12 protein-coding genes are annotated in these 19,742 nt (G+C 31.6%); 6 read left to right on the forward strand and 6 right to left on the reverse strand.

What is annotated here, in order from left to right; genetic code table 11:
• Positions 1-31: 31 nt before the first annotated feature.
• Positions 32-4,918 (reverse strand): RemA C-terminal-like gliding motility protein, encoded by a 4,887-nt coding sequence (locus LOS86_RS03430; RefSeq protein ID WP_231843247.1) that lies wholly within the window; start codon positions 4,916-4,918, stop codon positions 32-34.
• Positions 4,919-5,508: 590 nt separating this feature from the next.
• On the opposite strand from LOS86_RS03430, the gene LOS86_RS03435 reads away from it, so the two are divergent.
• From LOS86_RS03435 to hemL, 4 genes are read left to right on the forward strand one after another with little or no spacing between them, the layout of a single operon-like run.
• Positions 5,509-7,344 carry a DUF8693 domain-containing protein gene (locus LOS86_RS03435; RefSeq protein ID WP_231843248.1) on the forward strand — a complete coding sequence of 612 codons (1,836 nt, stop codon included), beginning with the start codon at positions 5,509-5,511 and terminating at the stop codon, positions 7,342-7,344.
• A 52-nt stretch (positions 7,345-7,396) separates the two neighbouring features.
• Positions 7,397-8,308 carry a 1-aminocyclopropane-1-carboxylate deaminase/D-cysteine desulfhydrase gene (locus LOS86_RS03440; RefSeq protein ID WP_231843249.1) on the forward strand — a complete coding sequence of 304 codons (912 nt, stop codon included), beginning with the start codon at positions 7,397-7,399 and terminating at the stop codon, positions 8,306-8,308.
• A complete protein-coding gene (locus LOS86_RS03445; RefSeq protein ID WP_231843250.1) occupies positions 8,295-9,146 on the forward strand; it encodes a glucosaminidase domain-containing protein in 852 nt (283 codons plus the stop codon). Before LOS86_RS03440 ends, LOS86_RS03445 begins: the two co-directional genes overlap by 14 nt.
• Entirely contained in the window at positions 9,143-10,429 is a 1,287-nt protein-coding gene (gene hemL / locus LOS86_RS03450) for a glutamate-1-semialdehyde 2,1-aminomutase (RefSeq protein WP_231843251.1), read from the forward strand. The genes LOS86_RS03445 and hemL overlap by 4 nt, the downstream gene beginning before the upstream one ends.
• Before the next feature lie 29 nt (positions 10,430-10,458).
• Here the strand turns inward: hemL and LOS86_RS03455 are convergent, their stop codons facing one another.
• From LOS86_RS03455 to lysS, 4 genes are all read right to left on the reverse strand, one after another.
• Positions 10,459-10,818, reverse strand: a complete 360-nt coding sequence (locus LOS86_RS03455) for a hypothetical protein (RefSeq protein ID WP_231843252.1) — start codon at positions 10,816-10,818, stop codon at positions 10,459-10,461.
• A 73-nt stretch (positions 10,819-10,891) separates the two neighbouring features.
• Positions 10,892-11,320, reverse strand: a complete 429-nt coding sequence (locus tag LOS86_RS03460) for a DUF4890 domain-containing protein (RefSeq protein ID WP_231843253.1) — start codon at positions 11,318-11,320, stop codon at positions 10,892-10,894.
• A 73-nt stretch (positions 11,321-11,393) separates the two neighbouring features.
• Positions 11,394-12,926, reverse strand: a complete 1,533-nt coding sequence (locus LOS86_RS03465; RefSeq protein WP_231843254.1) for a hypothetical protein — start codon at positions 12,924-12,926, stop codon at positions 11,394-11,396.
• 76 nt (positions 12,927-13,002) lie between these two features.
• Positions 13,003-14,700, reverse strand: a complete 1,698-nt coding sequence (lysS, locus tag LOS86_RS03470; protein ID WP_231843255.1) for a lysine--tRNA ligase — start codon at positions 14,698-14,700, stop codon at positions 13,003-13,005.
• Between the two features lie 225 nt (positions 14,701-14,925).
• Between lysS and lipB the strand changes: the two genes are divergently transcribed.
• Positions 14,926-15,621 carry a lipoyl(octanoyl) transferase LipB gene (gene lipB, locus LOS86_RS03475; RefSeq protein ID WP_231843256.1) on the forward strand — a complete coding sequence of 232 codons (696 nt, stop codon included), beginning with the start codon at positions 14,926-14,928 and terminating at the stop codon, positions 15,619-15,621.
• A 112-nt stretch (positions 15,622-15,733) separates the two neighbouring features.
• Here the strand turns inward: lipB and rnhB are convergent, their stop codons facing one another.
• The gene (gene rnhB / locus LOS86_RS03480) at positions 15,734-16,393 is read right to left on the reverse strand and encodes a ribonuclease HII (protein WP_231843257.1); all 660 of its coding nucleotides are present in this window, start codon (positions 16,391-16,393) and stop codon (positions 15,734-15,736) included.
• A gap of 198 nt (positions 16,394-16,591) precedes the next feature.
• Between rnhB and LOS86_RS03485 the strand changes: the two genes are divergently transcribed.
• Positions 16,592-19,738, forward strand: a complete 3,147-nt coding sequence (locus LOS86_RS03485; protein WP_231843258.1) for a SusC/RagA family TonB-linked outer membrane protein — start codon at positions 16,592-16,594, stop codon at positions 19,736-19,738.
• Positions 19,739-19,742 lie beyond the last annotated feature (4 nt).

Below are 19,742 nucleotides of genomic sequence, written 5' to 3' on the forward strand. Positions count from 1 at the left end.
TCTTTAGTGGAATAATATAATTTTAAATTCTTTAATAAATTACTTTAAAAGTTTTAATAGCTCCATTTTCTAGAGTTACCTCTACTAGTAATGCACTTTGTGTTTTTGAAATGTTTTTACTCATAAAAGAGTTTGAATTAACATTGTTTACTTCTGTAACAACTCTTCCAAGTAAATCATGAATTTTGATAGATTTAATAGTTTCGTTTGTAGTAGTAACGTTAATATAGTCGTTTGTGAATACTACAATTGAATTTGATGTGAAATCTTCATTGCCTAAAGTGTTGTTGTTGAATTTTAAAACAAATCTATTTTCAATTCTTCCAATATTTGCCATAAAATTATATGGACTGTTTCTTAAATCATGAGTAATTCCTAATTGTAAATCTTCTAAATAGATAGTTTGATTTTCACTTTCAAATAATCCATCAACTTTATTAATTCCAATTGAATGTATACCATTTTCTGCTATAGAAACACCTAAATGAATTTGATCCTCGTTTGAAAACGGTAATCCTTTTCCTTGGATATTTAATTTATCAGAATTAGAGTATGAATAAATCTCAAAATTTGTTTTTACATCAAGTGCTGGCGCATCATACATTCTGTCTAACTCATTTGTTGCATTGGTAATATATCCTAAAAGCGTTGTACTTGATTTTAATGTTGGGCTAATTAAATTTAACCAAATTCTATTTTTTTCTTCAATATCATTATCAGTTACGTTTCCATTTCTATAGAATAAATCATTTCTATAATCATTTCTTCTCATGCTGTTATCAAATACAACATTTTCATTTGCAGATCCTGAGGTATGGTTCATCAATACAAAAAATCCTTGTCCAGCAGCTATGTTTCCATTACCAATAGGTGGGTTAGCTCCCGTTGCATTGTAAGTTACATAGTCTCCAACAGTATAATTTTGAACGAAATCTGAATAAAATGGATCAGTAATCACAGATGAAGGTAAGTTGCTGTGGGTCCAAAATTTAATAAATCCAGCAATGTTTGTATTCGTGGCTAAAAATGTATTTGCACTTATAGCTGATGGGTATGGATTTCCAATTAGATTCCAGTTATCATCATTTTTAGTAGCCAAAGTAGTTGAAACTCCTGTACTATAATTAGCACCATCATAAGTACCTCTGCTTATAGGCATGTTGATTGTTCCGTTATTTGGAACGCCTACAAAATTTTGAGTATAATTTTGTGGAGTCGATGTAAAGTTATCCGGTCCTCTAACAATATAACCTTTACCACTAATCATATTTTCATTAGCTAATGCCCAATTACCCCAACCATTGACATTTGCTCCAATTGTAGGTAACCATTTATATCTGTACATTGTTGTAGAAATATTGTTTAAGGCATAATTTGCTACTGGTGATGACCAATACACATAATCAAGTTTTCTAATATTAACATCACGTTTCATAGAGATGTTACCTGTATTTGCAACATTGTCAATTTGAATTAAACTAGCTGAATTTTCTATTTCAAAAGTTCCAGTTGCGCCCACTTCAACAAAGTTTTGAATTGTTAAAGTATTTCCTGAAGCAACGTTAAGAGTTCCGTTATCTTTTACTTGTATTGTCTTACCAAATCCATTATAATTTGATCCAAATATATTAGAAGGATTAGTAGAACTTACATCGGGAATGATTACGCAATTTGTAATATCTGGCACTCCAACAGGAGACCAGTTGTTAGGGTCGTTCCAATCATTACTTGAAGTTCCTTTCCAAACTTTTGATTTGTTATCAACTGATACATTTTGACTTACAGAACATCCATTAGATAATACGGCTGTTGCAGTAAAGCTATATGTTGTGTTTTCAAGCTGAGTAAGATTTGGTCTAACATAAACAGTAACTATTGGAGTTCCTGAAACATAAGGAATTGTACAAGCTGCATCTTGAAAAGCATCTACAGGTGAACCAGCAGCCCAATCAAAGGCAGTATTTAATGGTACATTTCCATGTAATTTAAAATTATCAATTGCTAATCCATCACACCATTCACCATAATATTGAATTCTGATTCTAAAGTTTGGCTGATTAATGTAAGCACTTAAATCATAAGTTTTATTTACAAATCTTGTTCCATATCCTAAGTCTGCAGTATATCTATCAATTTCTGTCCAAGCAGTTCCGCCATCAGTTGAAACATCTACTGTTACGTAGTCAAGAGGTAAATTAGCACCATCAATATAGTATCTTGAATAGAATATATCGAAAGATAAAGTTAAATCTAAATAGGTGTTAGTATTTACAACTGGTGATAATAAAGCATTGTGTGTAATAAATGCTCCTACATCGGAAGTTGACATTGCAAAGTTATTTCCATTTAAACCAGAAGCGATTGCAGGGAACCATACTTGTTGTGCTGGTACAAACGTACTTGATTCAGTTTGCCATTGAGTTAAAGCGTCAGTTCCAGCTCCGTTTGAAACTATATTTTGGTTGGTCATTACTCCTAAGCCTGATTCGAAATCTTCATCAATTAAGTATGTTTCCTGAACATCACCAGATGCTGTTAATGAAAGTACATTGTTTTCACCACATACTTCAGGAACTGAAGGAGTAAAGCTAATAGACGCTAATGGGCTAACTATAGCAGTAACTTTTGTTCTAACATGTGATTCACAACCATTATATGCTGTTACCCAATATGTTGTAGTTGATGAAATTGATGGAGTGGTCCAGTTTCCTGTTGCTGTAGTAGCAATAGGTGTACCTCCAAATTCACTGCTGTACCATCTGTATTCGCTAGGGCTTCCTGTTGCACTTGCACTTAGTGTAACACTACCAGTACCACATGTAGTGTCGTTAGTTACTGATGTTACAATTGCATTACAACTAGCAATTACTGTAAATAAATAATCTTCTGTTTCTCCATAATAATTAATATTTTGACAAGAATCAAAAGTGCTTATTGCATTTGGATCATAAGGTGCAGTGTTGTCATCTTTGTTTATTCTAATGCGAACTCTATAGTTTCCAGGGGCTTGAGCAATAGGTACAACAAATCCAAAAGTAGTAGAATAAGAAGCAATTCCACCTACATCATAGACTAATTCTCCAGCGTCAAGAAAATCTCCATCTTGATTCCAATCAACCCATGCTTTTAAATAACCTCTATTTGTTGTTTGAGTTGAAATATTAATTCCCTGTCCTTGTGCTTGAATAGCTAAATTTGGAAGAGTAGTAAAATCTTCATACCCTCTTGGTGCACTTGAAAATGTTGAATTGTTTGAAACATCATTTAGTGTTCCAACAAAACTAATATTAGTGAAATAAGTTAAACTTTCAAATCCGGCACCAACCGAAGGTGTACAATAGTTTGCTACTAAAGTAGTAGTATTTCCTGTTAGTGGGCTAGTTGTTAAATATAATGGACCGCCAGTACAAGCATTATTAAAGGAGTAAACAAAAACGTAGTAAGTTGTTAAAGGGGTTAATCCAGTAGCTGTAAAGGCTGTATTGGTGTCATTATCTACTACTATGTTGCCAGCTCCTAAGGTAGCTCCAATTGCGTAAGAAGTTCCATTAACAGGGTTAATTGGTGGAGTGCCTGTAGTATTGATGACTACCAAATAATTATCTGCTGCTGGAACTGCTGCTGTGAATGATCCAGATATTGAAGTTCCAGTTGGTGTTAGAATTAATGCTGTTGGTTGTGCAGTAGGTGCAACACAAGGTAGTGGTGTGTAGCAAGTTATTGACAAATCAAATCCTGAACAATTGTTAGATCCATCTGAATAGAATTGTATAGTTAAAGGACCTGTTGTTGATGTAATTGTAGGAACAGTAAAAGTTGTACAACTTGTACCAGAACCATGTGGAGAACCACCCCATAAGATAGTTCCTCCTGTACCAGTTCCATCATAAATAGTTAAATAATCATAGCCTGCTTCTGCAGTGATAGTTCCTGAAACCCTAATAAAACTACCTGGTGTTGATGGGTTAATTACTGTATAACCATTAGAAGAAGTTGCGTAATTGCCAGAAGCTCCGCCATTATCATAAATATTCCCAGAACAAGTTGTAAACGAATTATTTCCACTTGCAGGTACAGTCATTATAGAAGTAAAAGTATCAGTTGAAGAAGGTGTACTAATGCCAGAATTTGTACAAGATACTAAAAGTCTCCAAGTTCTAACTGTTCCAACTGCAGGTGCAATCATACCTGTTAGTGCTGAGTATGTACTTGAAGAAGCACCTTGATTAGTCCAAGGAGCAGATCCCGTATCGCTATATTGCCATTGATATGTTATCCCTAATCCAGTAGAAAATCCTGAAGCTGTTACTCCATAAGTAGAACCTGGATTTCCAGATGTTGGGTTAACAATAATTGAACCTCCCACAGGAGCACCTGAACAAGGTGTTGGTGAATATACACATATATCACCTGTCATGTCATTGTTGCTATTATATCTTTGTATTCTTACCCTATATCTTTGACCTATGGTTGTTGCATATGTAATTGTTTCTGCACCACCTGCACCATATAAATCAGCACATGCAACTGCGCTCATTGTAGTTGAGCATGCTCCTTCAAATAATGTTAGTATTGCGTCTTGTGAATCTGGAGAGTATGTGATTATTGTTGTAGTGGAAGTTGCATCAAACCAACCCCATGCGTCATCAAGGTCAGCTGCATTACATCCAGAAGCTCCATTCCAATAATCTGAATTGTTTGTGGAATCCCAAGTTTGAAAAGTACAACTTGTTCCAACGGTTAATTGCCCTGCAGAGTTGCTGTCGCAATCGCTTCTTTGTCCAAATGAAATTACTGTTGTAAATAACAATGCTAACAACGAAATTGATTTGAAAAAATTACCAGACTTTTCCTTAGAGTGAAAATTCTTAAATCTAAAAGTTGTTGAATTCTTTTTTAACGCGTACTTTTTTTGCATAGAAATTAATTTTAGTTTAAACAATCTGCTTGGGGAAGCTTATGCTTAATAGTAAGTACTATTTAAACAATTATATTTATTATTAATTTATTGTTAGTCTTTTAACTAAAATGAAACTAATAATGTAAACATACAAATTATTTTTTAATTTTTTGGAATAAGTGTATGTTTTTTTGGAATAACTGTTTCTGATGCAAATGTATGTTGAAAACTATCACTGCAAAAATTTTAACGATGTAATGTTTGGTTTTTTCGTCAAAATCACATTATGAGTCATAATTGTTATAAAAATGCGTTTTTTTTATAAGAAAAATTGTATTTTTTTAAGATTTGTTTAACTTGTAAGGTGTTCAATATGAGGTAATTTGTAAATATTTCATTTTTTTATGCTTAATTTTCTAGATCATATAAAAAGTATTTTATTTGTGCATTAAAATTTAGTCATTGTCATTTTGTTTGAACTTATTTTTTTAAATTGTTAATAAAAAGTTGGGTTTTTGTTATAAATAGTTTAAAAAAATGATTTTTTGTTATAATTAGATTAAATTTATTGTGTAGATTTGCACGCTACTAAACTTAATTTCAGCACTATGAAGAAAAATGCACTTTTATTGTTTGGGTTTTTAACATGTTTTTCTGTTTTCTCTCAGATGTATGTTAGTCCTAATAGTTATGTTTTTGTGAATAATCAGTTTATGTATGTTGAACAAGATGTTAATTTGCAAAACAACGGGAATTTCTTTCTTAGAAATAATTCACAGTTATTACAAGGTTCTACTGGTGCTGGAGCAAATACAGGAGCTGGTAAATTATCTGTTTTTCAAGAAGGGACAGTGAATAATTTTCAATATAACTATTGGTGTTCACCAGTCGGAAATGCTACGGCGGCAATCGGAAATGAAGCTTTCGGAATTACCATGTTAAACCGTCCAACAGGATTAACAGCTAGTACTCCTGCAACCGTTTTGGCAACCAATAATTATAATGGTACTGCCAATCCTTTGGCTATTGCGCCTTATTGGATTTGGAAATTCATAACGTCTAATGCTTATGCACAATGGGCTTATGTGGGAGCTGCTACAGCAATTAATGCGGGTGAAGGTTTTACCATGAAAGGGACTTCAGGTACAGATGCTACAATTGCAGATGCAACTGAGAATGTTCAGAACAATACAGGAAGCAGACAACGTTATGACTTTAGAGGTAAACCCAATGATGGTACAATAACAGCTTCAGTTTCAGCTTCAAATTTTACATTGGTTGGAAATCCTTATCCAAGTGCTATTGATTTAAATTCTTATTTATTAGATCCTTCTAATGCTGCTGTAATTAATGGACAAGCTTATTTTTGGGAACAAGTAGTTGTTAATACTCATATTTTAAGTCAATATCAAGGAGGTTATGGAATTTATAATCCTGTAACGCAAATTTATACACCTGCTGCTTTTTGGACTTACGATGGTGCTGGAAATCAAACTGGAGGAATTCCTTTTGGTGCTGGCACGTCTTTTGAAAGAAGATTTTCACCTGTAGGGCAAGGTTTTATGGTTATGGGTACGGCAAACGGAAATGTGACAATGAAAAATGCATTTAGAGTTTTTGTAAAAGAAGGTGTTGCTAGTCAGTCTCAATTTGCTAGAAATAATTCAAATTCAGATGTAACAAATACTGATTCTGAATATTATCCTGAAATTCCAAATGTAGCCGGTATCGATTATACTCAAATTAAAAAAGGTCCTGCACCATACATTAGAATTCATGCTATGTATAATAATGGCGGTGTACGTCCTACTACAATTGCGTTTTTAGATACTGCAACAGATGGATTTGACTATGGTGCTGATGGTCGTTCTCCATCTTCTGAAGCTGCAGAATTTTATTATATATTAAATGATATGCCTCATGAGTATGTTGCGAATGCTGTAAAATTTGATATCAATAAAAGAATTCCTGTTGGATTTAGATGCGCAAGTGCAACGAATTTTAAAGTACAAGTTAAAGATGTAGTAAATTTTGATCAAAACCAAGAAGTTTATCTACACGATAAAGTAAATGATATTTATTACGATATCAAGAATGGTATTTTTGATATGACGCTTCCAGCTGGAGATAATAAAACTCAATTTGAAGTTACATTTAAAAACACTACACTATCAACTCCACTTGAAGATGTAGATGCAATGTTTGTTGTAGCTCAAAATAATGAAAATGAAGCTTTAATGTTGTACAATACTCAAAATAAAGATATTACAAGTTTGGAATTATATGATGTTACGGGTAAACTAATTATCAAAAAAGAAAATATTGGTACTGTATCAGAATATAAAATTTCAACATCAAGTTATAGTACGGGTGTTTATGTTGTTAAGTTAGCTACAAATGATAATTTGAGCATTTCTAAGAAAATATCAATTTACAATAAATAAATAATACACATTGTTGTATATTTGAAAGCAGCTTTAATTAGCTGCTTTTTTTATGCACTCAATTAATCAAAAAATACCATTATCTTTTCCAAATAATATTGAACTCTTTATTAAAAGAGAAGATTTGTTACATCCAATCATTTCTGGAAATAAATTTAGAAAACTCAAATATAATATTCAAGAAGCTAAACGATTGGGTCATTCTACTTTGTTAACTTTTGGTGGAGCTTTTTCAAATCATATTTTAGCAGTTGCTGGAGCGGGTGCTGAATTTGGGTTTTCAACTATTGGTGTAATAAGGGGAGAAGAAATAGAGTTTAAAATTCATGAAAACCCTACTTTAATAAAAGCACAAGAATTAGGAATGAAGTTTTATTTTGTTTCTAGGTCGGACTATCGTGAAAAAGAAAACACTAATTTTAAAGAAAAATTACAGACCATTTTTGGAAATTTTTACTTAATTCCTGAAGGAGGTACTAATAATTTAGCTATTAAAGGTTGTGAAGAAATATTGACAAAAGAAGACAAAGAAGGGTTTTCTCATGTGGTTTGTTCAGTTGGAACAGGAGGAACATTGTCGGGTTTAATAAATTCATCTAATAAAAATCAATACATAATCGGATTTTCTTCATTAAAAGGGAGTTTTTTGTCTGATGTAATTCGTAATTTTGTCTCTAATAACAATTGGGAGATTAATGATGAATATCATTTTGGTGGATATGGTAAAGTTTCAAATGAATTGATTGATTTTTTAAATTCATTTTACACACAAACAAGTATTCCATTAGATCCGGTTTACACTGGTAAAATGGTATTTGGTGTCCTTGACAAAATCAAAGAGGGATATTTTCCAGAAAACTCAAAAATTTTGATTATTCATACTGGTGGATTGCAAGGGATAAAAGGTATGAATTTTGTACTAAGTAAAAATAACAAAGAAATATTAAATTATGGCGAAAAGTAAATTGGTTTTATTTGTGTTAGCCCTTTTTATAATCAGTTGTAAAAGTTCAAAGCCTGTAGTTAGAACCACTACAAAAACAAAAGTTTCGATCAATAAAAAACCAACTGTACACACTAAGACCGAAACTAAATCAGTATCAATCAAAACTAAAGATAATTCACAAGAGACTTTGGAGGCTACTTCAAATGTTAAAACCTATGCAGAAGAAGTTAGAGATTATATTGATAATTTTAAAGAAATTGCAAAAAACAATATGAAGATCCATGGAATTCCTGCAAGTATAACTTTAGCGCAAGGAATTTTAGAATCTGGTGCCGGTAAAGGTAGATTGGCTCAAACGGCTAATAATCATTTTGGAATTAAATGTCATAGTGGTTGGACAGGAGAAACCATTCACCATGATGATGATGCTGCTCAAGAATGTTTTAGAAAGTATAATCATCCATCAGAATCTTACCGAGACCATTCATTATTTTTAACAACTCGATCACGCTATTCTAAATTATTTAAATTGAATAAAGGGGATTATAAATCGTGGGCAAGAGGTTTAAAAGAAGCCGGTTATGCAACAGATGTTAAATATCCAGATAAATTAATTGGACTAATTGAACGATATGAGTTATTTAAATACGATAATGAAGTATTGGGTCAAGATTCAAATTTTTCAAATGACACAAACCTAGTTTCAGATGGAGACGAATTTTATACGATTCAACAAGGTGATACTTTATATTCCTTATCAAAAAGGTTTAATATCTCGATAAATGAGATAAAGAAAATGAATAATTTATCAGATAATACCATTTCAATTGGTCAAAAATTAAGAATTAAGAAATGATTTATAAAAGAAGTAGCGAACTATTTGTAGAAGCATGTAATGTAATTCCTGGAGGTGTTAATTCTCCAGTTAGAGCCTTTAAAGGTGTTGGAGGAACTCCAATTTTTGTTAAGGAAGCAAAAGGAGCATATTTATATGATGAAGATGGTAATCGTTTAATTGATTACATCAACTCCTGGGGTCCTATGATTTTAGGACATGCTTACGAACCTGTTGTTAACGCGGTAATTGAAAAAGCAAAAAAAGGAACTTCTTTTGGTATGCCAACAGCGTTAGAAACTGAAATTGCCAAATTAGCAGTTTCGATGGTTCCAAATATTGATAAAATAAGATTTGTTAACTCAGGTACAGAAGCTTGTATGAGTGCTATTCGTTTAGCTAGAGGGTTTACAAAACGAGACAAGATTATAAAATTTTCAGGATGTTATCACGGGCATTCTGATTCTTTTTTAATTGCTGCAGGAAGTGGATTGAGTACATTTGGTGTGCCAAATTCTCCTGGAGTTACAGAAGGTACGGCAAAAGATACTTTACTTGCGGCTTACAATGATATTGAAAATGTAAAAGCCTTATATGAAGCAAATAAAAATCAAATCGCGGCTATTATTATTGAACCTGTTGCAGGAAATATGGGGTGTGTTCCGCCTACAAAAGGTTTTTTAGAAGCCTTGAGAGAAATTTGTTTAGAAAATGGAATATTACTTATTTTTGATGAAGTAATGACTGGATTTCGACTAGCAAAAGGTGGGGCTCAAGAATTGTATAACATACAAGCCGATATTGTTTGTTTTGGAAAAGTAATTGGTGGTGGATTACCTGTGGGAGCATTTGCAGCAAGAGAAGAAATAATGAACTATTTAGCACCAATTGGTCCGGTATATCAAGCGGGTACATTATCTGGGAATCCTTTAGCTATGGTAGCAGGTTTAGAAATGTTAAAAGCTTTAAATGCTGATAAAGAGATTTTTAATCGATTAGACCAAAAAACAGCATACCTAGAAAAAGGGATTAGAAAAGTTCTTAATGAAAACAATATTGTTTTTACAATAAATAGAGTGGGGTCTATGATTTCAGTTCATTTTGATGCTAATCCTGTTTTTGATTTTCAAACTGCTAAAAATGGTGATAATGAAACTTTTAAAAAGTTTTTCCATGGATTATTAAAACAAGGAATTTATATTGCGCCATCAGCTTATGAAACTTGGTTTATTACAGATGCATTAAGTTATGATGATTTAGATTTTACAATTAATGCAATAGCCGAAGTTGCAAAGGAATTATAAAAAAAATGTCCCGATATCGGGACATTTTTTTAATGTGTTAATTTATGTAATAAATCTTTTTGACTTGCTAATTTTTCCATTTGACTTGGAGTAAGAGTAGCTCTTAATTTTGCATCAATTTGCGCACTGATTTGTTCCTTTTCATTTTCATTTTTTGCTAAGCTTAATTGGTTGTATTTGTATAAAAACAAACCATTTAAATCTTTAGTCATTTGTTCATCTAATTGTAATAATTTAGCTAAAGAATAAGCTTCTTTTTTTGCTAAATCATTAAAATCTGATTGTCTAACTTCTGTATTTTGTTCAGTTTTAGCTTTTTTAATTTCTTGAGCATTTGCAACAGTAGAAATGCCAATAAAGAACACGAATGCAATGATTATTTTTTTCATAATTTATGTAAAATTTACTTTAAAGTTTGTCAAAACTAAATTATTTTGACAAATAAAACAAAAAAAATACAATTTAAAATTTTTCTTCTCTGTGTTTTTTTGCCTTTCTTTTAGCATTGTCAATTTTTTCTTTTCTTTGACTTTGGTGTTCTTCCCATTTTGCCATTTGTTCTTGGCTTAGGATTTTTTTCATTTTAGCTTTTAATTCTATTTGATTATCTAAAATTTCAATTTGTTTTTTGTATTTTTCATCTGATGTGAAATTTTTTTCTTCTTCACTTCTAGCATTCATTTCTTTTTTGATAGCTTCTCTTTTTTTAGCTTCTTCTAATAAAAGTGCTTTTACTTCTTTTTGTTGATTTGCATTTAAATCTAAATCCAAGGTCATTTTTTTTGTTTGAAGTTCAGCAACTTGCTCAGGAGTCATTTCAAAAGATTTTCTACTTTGAGCGATTGATATGTTACATAAAAATATAAATGCAACTAAAATTAATTTTTTCATTTTTTGTGATTTTAAAGTTATATGTATAAGACAATACTAGTTTGATAAAGTTTAATGCTTTATGAAAATTTTATTAATTAAATTTTAGAAATCCATAACGAGCCGAATTCCCACAACGTGATCGAACAACATATGTGTCTTGGTCAATTGGTAATGCAATTGATAAATCTAGCTCATAACAAAAATTATAATTTTTACCAACTCCTGAATTTGAAATATCTTTCGTATTAATGATTTTTCCATCATTGTTAATTACACTCATTACAACAAATCGACTATCTTTAGTATAATATTTGGTATTAATATTAATATCTCTAGAATCATTATATATCAAAATTAATTCGTTGTTTCTAAAGAAATGTAAATATTTTAAATGATCACCATTGTCATTTATTGTTTTTGGTTCCATATTGTTAATTCTCGTATACCAATCCAATTTACCTGAAGTAGCATCTAACTTTATTACACTATAGCCAGTTGATAAATAAGAATATTCTGTAGGTCTTTCTAAAGGTTTTGTTTTGTCTGGTGCCGGTAAACTTTTTGTTCCAGTGTAGAGTTCGTTAAATAGTAACCAAATCTTATTATCCTTTATAATTACTTCTTCAAAATTTAGATTGTTTTGTTTCTCAATATTAATTTTTTCATCTAAAAGTAATTTTCCATTTAAATCAAAATGCATAAATAATAGTGTATTTAGTGGATTTCCTTTTGGAAGTGCTCCTCCTAAATCTATTGTTACTTTTCGTTTTCCATCATTAATTCCGCCAAAAAAATAAGAACCATTTTCGCTATCTTTCCATTTAAATTGAGAAACCTGAAAATCTAAATCTTGCTTTAAATTATATTCCAATATATTTGATGCTTCTTTATTCCAAAAATAGATTGTTTTAAAAGGTTTGGTTTTTGGTAAATCAATTTCTCTTGTTAGCGCTACGTTTCCATTGTTTGAAACATATACATCAATGTCAAAAGATTGTTTAGTTGTGAAATTAAATTCGTGTTCTAATGATTTAATAATTTTGAAATTTGCATCTAAAACATAAAGAGTAACTTTTTCATTTAGTTTTTTGTCACCAATAGGTCTTGAAACTACACCATAATATTGTTTGTTTTCTGATTGTGCAATAAAATAATCACCAATATTAAACATGTTTTTTGCAGGCATTTTAGTAAGAAAAACGGCTTTTGTTTTAGTGCCCGTGTCAAAATTTACTTTTTGAGTAAATAATTCAAAATCTTTTGTTTCATTATTAAACTCAGTTAAAAAGTAAACATAATCTTTATTGTTAAGATAAAAAAGATGACTGACCGTTTGCATGTTTTTACCCATTAAAGGCTGGTCTACACTTATAGAAAAATTACTTTCGTCCTTTTCGAAATCATCATTAATTGAAAAAATGTCAACAAAAACATCTTTGTTGAAAATTTTATCATTGTAGATGGATTTAACCTTAAAAATACGTTTGCCATCAATATAATTTTGAATAGAATAATTCAATTCATTATCAATAGGAGATTGGCTTTCACTCCAAGTAAAAGAAGGGTTTTGAGCTAGTAAAATCAGATTTTGTAAAAACAAAATAAGCAGAAATAATTTTTTCATTTTGAGAGAGTTGAATTTTTGTAAATATATAAAAAAAGACTCCATAATTGAAGTCTTTCTTAAAAGTAGTTGTTTGTTATTTTCCTAAATATTCTGCTATTTTATTATCTCCATCTACAACAACACGCATCAAGCCATGTTTGCTTAATCCTTTACTTGCAGCATCCCATTTTTTTCCGCTTAATTCTGATTTAGTTTTTAAATCACCAATCGAAATTCCTTCATTAGCTTTTAAAATTTCGATAATGTGTTTTTCGTCTTCTGTTAATTCTGGACCTTTTTTCTCAGGACGCATTTGCGGGAAGAACAATACTTCTTGAATCGATTGATTGTTTGTTAAGAACATAATTAAACGGTCCATTCCAATTCCTAAACCAGATGTAGGTGGCATTCCATATTCTAAAGCTCTTAAGAAATCTTCATCGATAATTCCGTTAGCTTCGTCATCACCTTTTGCAGCTAATTCCATTTGGGCTACAAAACGCTCTCTTTGGTCAATTGGGTCATTTAATTCGGAATACGCATTTGCGATTTCTTTTCCACAAACCATCAACTCAAAACGCTCTGTTAAGTCTGGATTATCTCGGTGCGATTTACATAATGGCGACATTTCTTTTGGATAATCGGTAATGAAAGTTGGTTGAATAAAGTTACCTTCACATTTCTCACCAAAAATTTCATCAATTAATTTTCCTTTACCCATGGTATCGTTTACTTCAATTCCCATAGATTTTGCAGCTTCACGTAATTCATCTTCCGTTTTTCCTGTAATGTCAAAACCTGTGAATTGTTTGATAGCATCAGTCATCGTTACTCTTGCGTAAGGTGCTTTGAAATCAACTTCATGGTCGCCAAAAGTAGCTTTTGTAGTACCATTTACTTGAGTGGCACAATATTCTAATAAATTTTCTGTCATTTCCATCATCCAGTTGTAGTCTTTATAAGCTACATAAATTTCCATTGCGGTAAATTCTGGATTGTGTGTTCTGTCCATTCCTTCGTTACGGAAGTTTTTCGAAAATTCGTAAACACCATCAAAACCACCAACGATTAATCTTTTCAAATATAATTCGTTAGCAATTCGCATATATAAAGGAATGTCTAAACTATTATGATGTGTAATAAACGGACGCGCTGCTGCTCCACCAGGAATCGATTGTAAAACCGGAGTTTCCACTTCCATATAACCAGCATCATTGAAAAATGTTCTCATGGCTGTGAAAAGTTTAGTTCTTTTCATGAAAACCTCTTTCACTTGCGGATTTACAACTAAATCCACGTAACGCATACGGTAACGTAGTTCTGGGTCAGTAAAAGCATCAAATACATGGCCTTCTTCATCAGTTTTTGGTAACGGAAGCGGTTTTAATGTTTTGCTTAACATTTTAAAATCATCCACACGAACGCACATTGCACCCACTTTTGTCATGAATAATTCTCCTTCAATTCCAATAAAGTCACCTAAATCAGTCAATTTTTTAAAAACTTGATTGTAAAGTGTTTTATCCTCACCAGGGCAAAGCATATCACGATTAAAATACAACTGAATTCTACCTTCGCTATCTTGAAGTTCGGCAAACGAAGCTTTTCCTTGATCACGAACACTCATCAAACGTCCAGCCAAAATAACCTTCTTACCTTCTTCAAAATTTTCCTTCACTTGCTTTGAAGTGTGATTTACCGGAAATAAATCCGCTGGATAAGGGTTAATTCCAAGTTCGCGTAAAGCGTTTAATTTGTCTCTTCTAATGATTTCTTGTTCCGAAAGTTGCATAGTATTGTATTTTAGCGTGCAAATGTAACTATAAATTAAAAAACTGCCAACTTTCAACTGAACACTGAATACTTTTTTTAAGAGCGAGTAGTTCGGGCTTTTTTGGTTTCCATGTTCCTGCCATCCGTTATATCTTTTTTTTAAAAAGGATGTCACTCCTGTCAGGACTAATTAGTAAACTATTCGTATCTTTGCGTCACTTTTCAAAACACAATTTCGGTTATCATGAACAAAAAAATCCAACTTCAAGATTTAGGAAATAAAGATTACAAAGACACTTGGGATTATCAAGAAGAATTGTTCAAAGAAATTGTTGACATTAAAGTGCAAAATAGGAGAGACGAAACTTCGATTGCTACACCAAACTATTTTTTATATGTAGAGCATCCCCATGTTTACACATTAGGAAAAAGTGGTGACATCTCAAATTTATTACTTTCCGAAAAACAATTAGAAGCTAAAGGAGCAACATTTTACAAAATCAATAGAGGAGGAGACATTACTTACCATGGACCTGGTCAAATTGTGGGTTATCCTATTTTAGATTTAGAAAACTTTTTTACCGATATTCATAAATATTTACGATTTCTTGAAGAAGCAATTATTTTAACATTAGCAGAATATGGTTTAAAAGGAACAAGAAGTGAAGGTGAAACCGGGGTTTGGTTTGACGTAGGAACACCTTTTGCAAGAAAAATTTGCGCCATGGGAGTTCGTGCTTCTAGATGGGTAACCATGCATGGCTTCGCACTAAATGTTAATGCAGATTTAGGATACTTCGATAATATTATTCCATGTGGAATAAAAGGAAAAGCGGTTACTTCAATGCATGTTGAATTAAATAGAAATGTAGACGAGCAAGAAGTGAAAGAAAAAATTCTTAAACATTTTCAAAATTTATTTGAAGCAGAGATTTTTTAAAATTCAAAAGCAAGTTCAATCTCAATTTTAAAGTTAAACAACTAAAGTGCTCTGTGTTTCTCTAATCAACACAATCAAAATCAAAAAAACTCTGCTAATCTCTTTGTAAAAATCAAAATTCCAATTCCAGTTGATCAGGCAACAATCGAAAACTCATTCGATGATATTTGCACGGGCCATATTTTTTTATAGCCTCTCTGTGGTCTTTTGTTGGGTAACCTTTGTTTTTTTTCCAATTATACATCGGAAATTCTTCGTGAATTTTATCCATGTATTCGTCACGGTAAGTTTTGGCTAAAATAGAAGCGGCTGCAATACTTACATATTTGCTATCACCTTTAATAATACTTGTGTTCGGAATGGATTTTAAAAGTTCAATTTCTTCCTTAGTAAAAATTTTGCCTGTTTTCTGTTTTGTTCCCAATTTACCATTTAATGGCCGATTTCCGTCTACAATAATGTATTCAGGTGTTGGATTTAATTTTAATACACATTCTTGCATAGCCTTCATAGATGCATTTAAGATGTTAATTTCGTCTATTTCATTTGGATAAATATGGGTAACTGCAAAAGAAATGGCTAATGATTCTATTTCGGGTTTTAATTTTTCTCTAATTTTTTCTGATAATTGTTTAGAGTCATTAAGTAAGTTTAAATGAAAATTTTCAGGAAGCAAAATAGCTGCGGCAGTTACTGGGCCGGCTAGGCATCCTCTACCTGCTTCATCGGTGCCGCATTCTAATATTAAATTACTGTAACTTTTTGTTAACATACTTTTTTTTGACAAAAATATAATTTTCAACGCAACCTTTTTGAGATATTATCATCTAATGAATGTTATTGTTTCGCAAAATGTTTTTTTAAAACAAAAACTTTAACAAAAATAAATTAGTAATATTCCGAAGTATTATTTGTTTATTTAAGAAATAATTAAGAAGTTTGCGGAATAACTAACTCAAATAAATTTAATATGAGATCGAAGTTCAAATGGATTTTTACGCTTTTAGTAGCGTTTACAATGCAGTTTTCGTTCGCGCAAGAGAAAACTGTTACAGGTGTAGTTTCTGACGAACTAGGCCCAATTGCAGGTGCTAACGTTGTTGTTGAAGGAACAACTCGTGGTACTACAACAGATTTTGATGGTAATTATACTATCAAAGTTAAAAATGGTGAAGTTTTAGTATTCTCTTACACGGGTAAGAAAAATGCAAAAGTAACTATCACTGCTGCTAATTCCTACAATATAACATTGAAAGATGATGTTGTTCAGGGTATCGATGTTGTTGTGACGGCTTACGGTGTTCAGAAAAAAGAATCTATTACGGGTTCTATTGCTGAAGTTAAAGCTGCTGAAATTGAAAATGTTGCTTCAAGTAATGTTATTCAAGGTATGGTTGGTAAGGTAGCAGGGGTTCAAGTAATTAATAATAATGGTATGCCAGGTGATCCTCCTGTTGTTAGATTTAGAGGTATTGGATCTATTAATGCTTCATCTGCTCCATTATATGTTGTAGATGGTGTTCCTTTTAATGGGGATATAGCTTCTATTAGTAATTTTGATATTGAATCTATTTCGTTCTTAAAAGATGCTTCTGCAGCTGCTTTATATGGTAACAGAGGTGCAAATGGTGTTATCATTGTTACTACTAAGAAAGGTAAAAAAGGAAAGTCTAAAGTTATGTTTGACTCTAAAGTAGGTTTTTCTTCTAGAGCTGTTAAGGAATATGATATCTTAACAAGTCAAAGAGAATATTATGAAACTTATTTTTCTGCTTTGAAAACAACATTAATGTTTGGTCCTACTAACTATGATGCTACAACTGCGGCTAACGTTGCTTCTCAGGAATTAATTACTGGTTCTCAAGGTTTGGCTTACAATGCATATAATGTTGCTGATAATGCTTTGATTAACCCTGCTACAGGTCAATTAAATCCTGGTGCTGCATTATTGTATGATGAGAATTATTCTGATTATTTGTTTGGAGATGGTTTGTTTACTCAGTCGGTCTTTAATATATCTGGTTCAGATGATAATCTAACTCACTTTTTCTCTATGGGTTATGAGAAAAATGAAGGTTATGTAGTTAATTCTGGATTAGAAAAAATTACTTCAAGATTGAAGTTAGATGCTAATATTTTAGATGGAAAAATTAAATTTGGTGGAAACTTTAGTTATTCTCACTTGTTCCAAGATTATTTAGACGGATATACGGGTGGAAGTACTTATAGTAGCCCTTTCTTTTGGACGAGAACTACCGCTCCTATTTATCCGGTTTATTTGTATGATACAGCGGGTAATCCAATTTTTAATTCATCTGGAGTTCATATGTTTGACGATGGTACTGGTTTTGGTGCAGCTCCTGTAAGACCATTTGGTTCATTACAGAATCCTTATGCTACAGCTATTAATGATGTTAAAAAATATCAAACAGATAACTTATTTGTTAGTGGTTATGTAGATATTAATTTGTATGATGGATTAAATTTTGTTTATACTGCTACTGGTGATTTATTTAATCAAAATGATAGAAGTTTAGATACTCCATTATATGGTGATGCTGTTAATGCTGGAGGTAGAGTTAGCTATTCTAACAATAGAACAATGTCCTTTACTCAACAACAATTATTAAAATATAACAAAGATTTTGGTAAACATGGATTTGATTTGTTATTAGGTCATGAAACATTAGATAGAAGAACTGATTATGTTTATGCTGAAAGATCAAAGTTATTACTTCCAGATAGTCCTTATGTTAATCAAGCTGGTGTATTACAAGCTGGTAATGCAGGTGGTTCAAGTTATGCTTTAGAAGGATATTTTTCTAGATTGAATTATGATTTTGATAATAAGTACTATATTAATGCTAGTATTAGACGAGATGGTTCTTCAAGATTTCATCCAGATAATAGATGGGGAACTTTCTATGGTTTAGGTGCTGCTTGGAGAGTTTCACAAGAGAAGTTTATGTCTAATATTTCTTGGTTGAATGAATTTAAATTAAAGGCTAGTTATGGAGAGCAAGGTAATGATAATTTAGGTTTAGAATTACCTTATTTAGATCAATATACAGTTTCTGTAACTACTGATACAAGTTTACCTGTAAGTTTTAATCTTACGCAATTAGGTAATAGAAATATTACTTGGGAGAAAAAAGCAAATTTTAATGCAGGATTTGATTTAAGTTTATTTGATAGAAGACTTAACATAGAAGCTGAGTATTTTAAAAATGAGGTAAATGATATGTTATTTAATAGACCATTACCTCCTTCTTCAGGTTTCTCTTCTATTCCTGACAATGTTGGTTCAATGCAAAATGTTGGTTTTGAAGTGTCTCTTGATGCTGAATTGATTAGAAAAAAAGATTTTAGTTTCGGAGTGAATTTCAATACAACACATTATAAAAATGAGATTACAAAGCTACCTGAGAATGGACAAGAGAATAATCGAATTGTTTCTGGTGTTTATTTAAGAGAAGAAGGAGGTAGTGTTTATGATTTTTATATGAGAGAATTTGCTGGTGTTAATCCTTTAACAGGTGCTGCTTTATTTTGGATGGATGATGCAACTACAGGTGAGAGAGTTTTAACAGAAAATTATAATCAAGCAACTCAATACAAAATTGGTAAAAGTGCTATTCCTGATTTTTATGGAGGTTTTGGATTTAACACAAACTACAAAGGTTTTGATATGACTGTAAATTTTGCTTATCAATTTGGTGGTTATGGTTACGATTCAATTTATATGGGTTCTATGTCTCCTAGTAGAGGTGAAAACTTCCACAGTGATTATTCAAAAACTTGGACTGTAGACAATATGAATGCTTCATTGCCACGTGTTGAAATTGGAGATCCTCAAAACTTTTATTCAACTTCTTCATTAGGTTTAGTTAAGTCGGATTATTTAAGTATTCAAAATATTTCATTAGGTTATACATTTAATAATGATTTAACTTCAAAACTTGGGTTGTCTTCTTTAAGAGTTTACAGCTTAATAGATAATGTGCATTTGTGGTCAAAAAGACAAGGTTATGATCCTAGATTAAGTTTAACTGGTGGATCTGATAATAAATATTCGTTGTTACGTACAGTTTCATTTGGTATGAATGTTCAATTTTAAAAAA

The sequence above is a fragment of the Flavobacterium cyclinae genome (assembly GCF_021172145.1).
Classification (GTDB): domain Bacteria; phylum Bacteroidota; class Bacteroidia; order Flavobacteriales; family Flavobacteriaceae; genus Flavobacterium; species Flavobacterium cyclinae.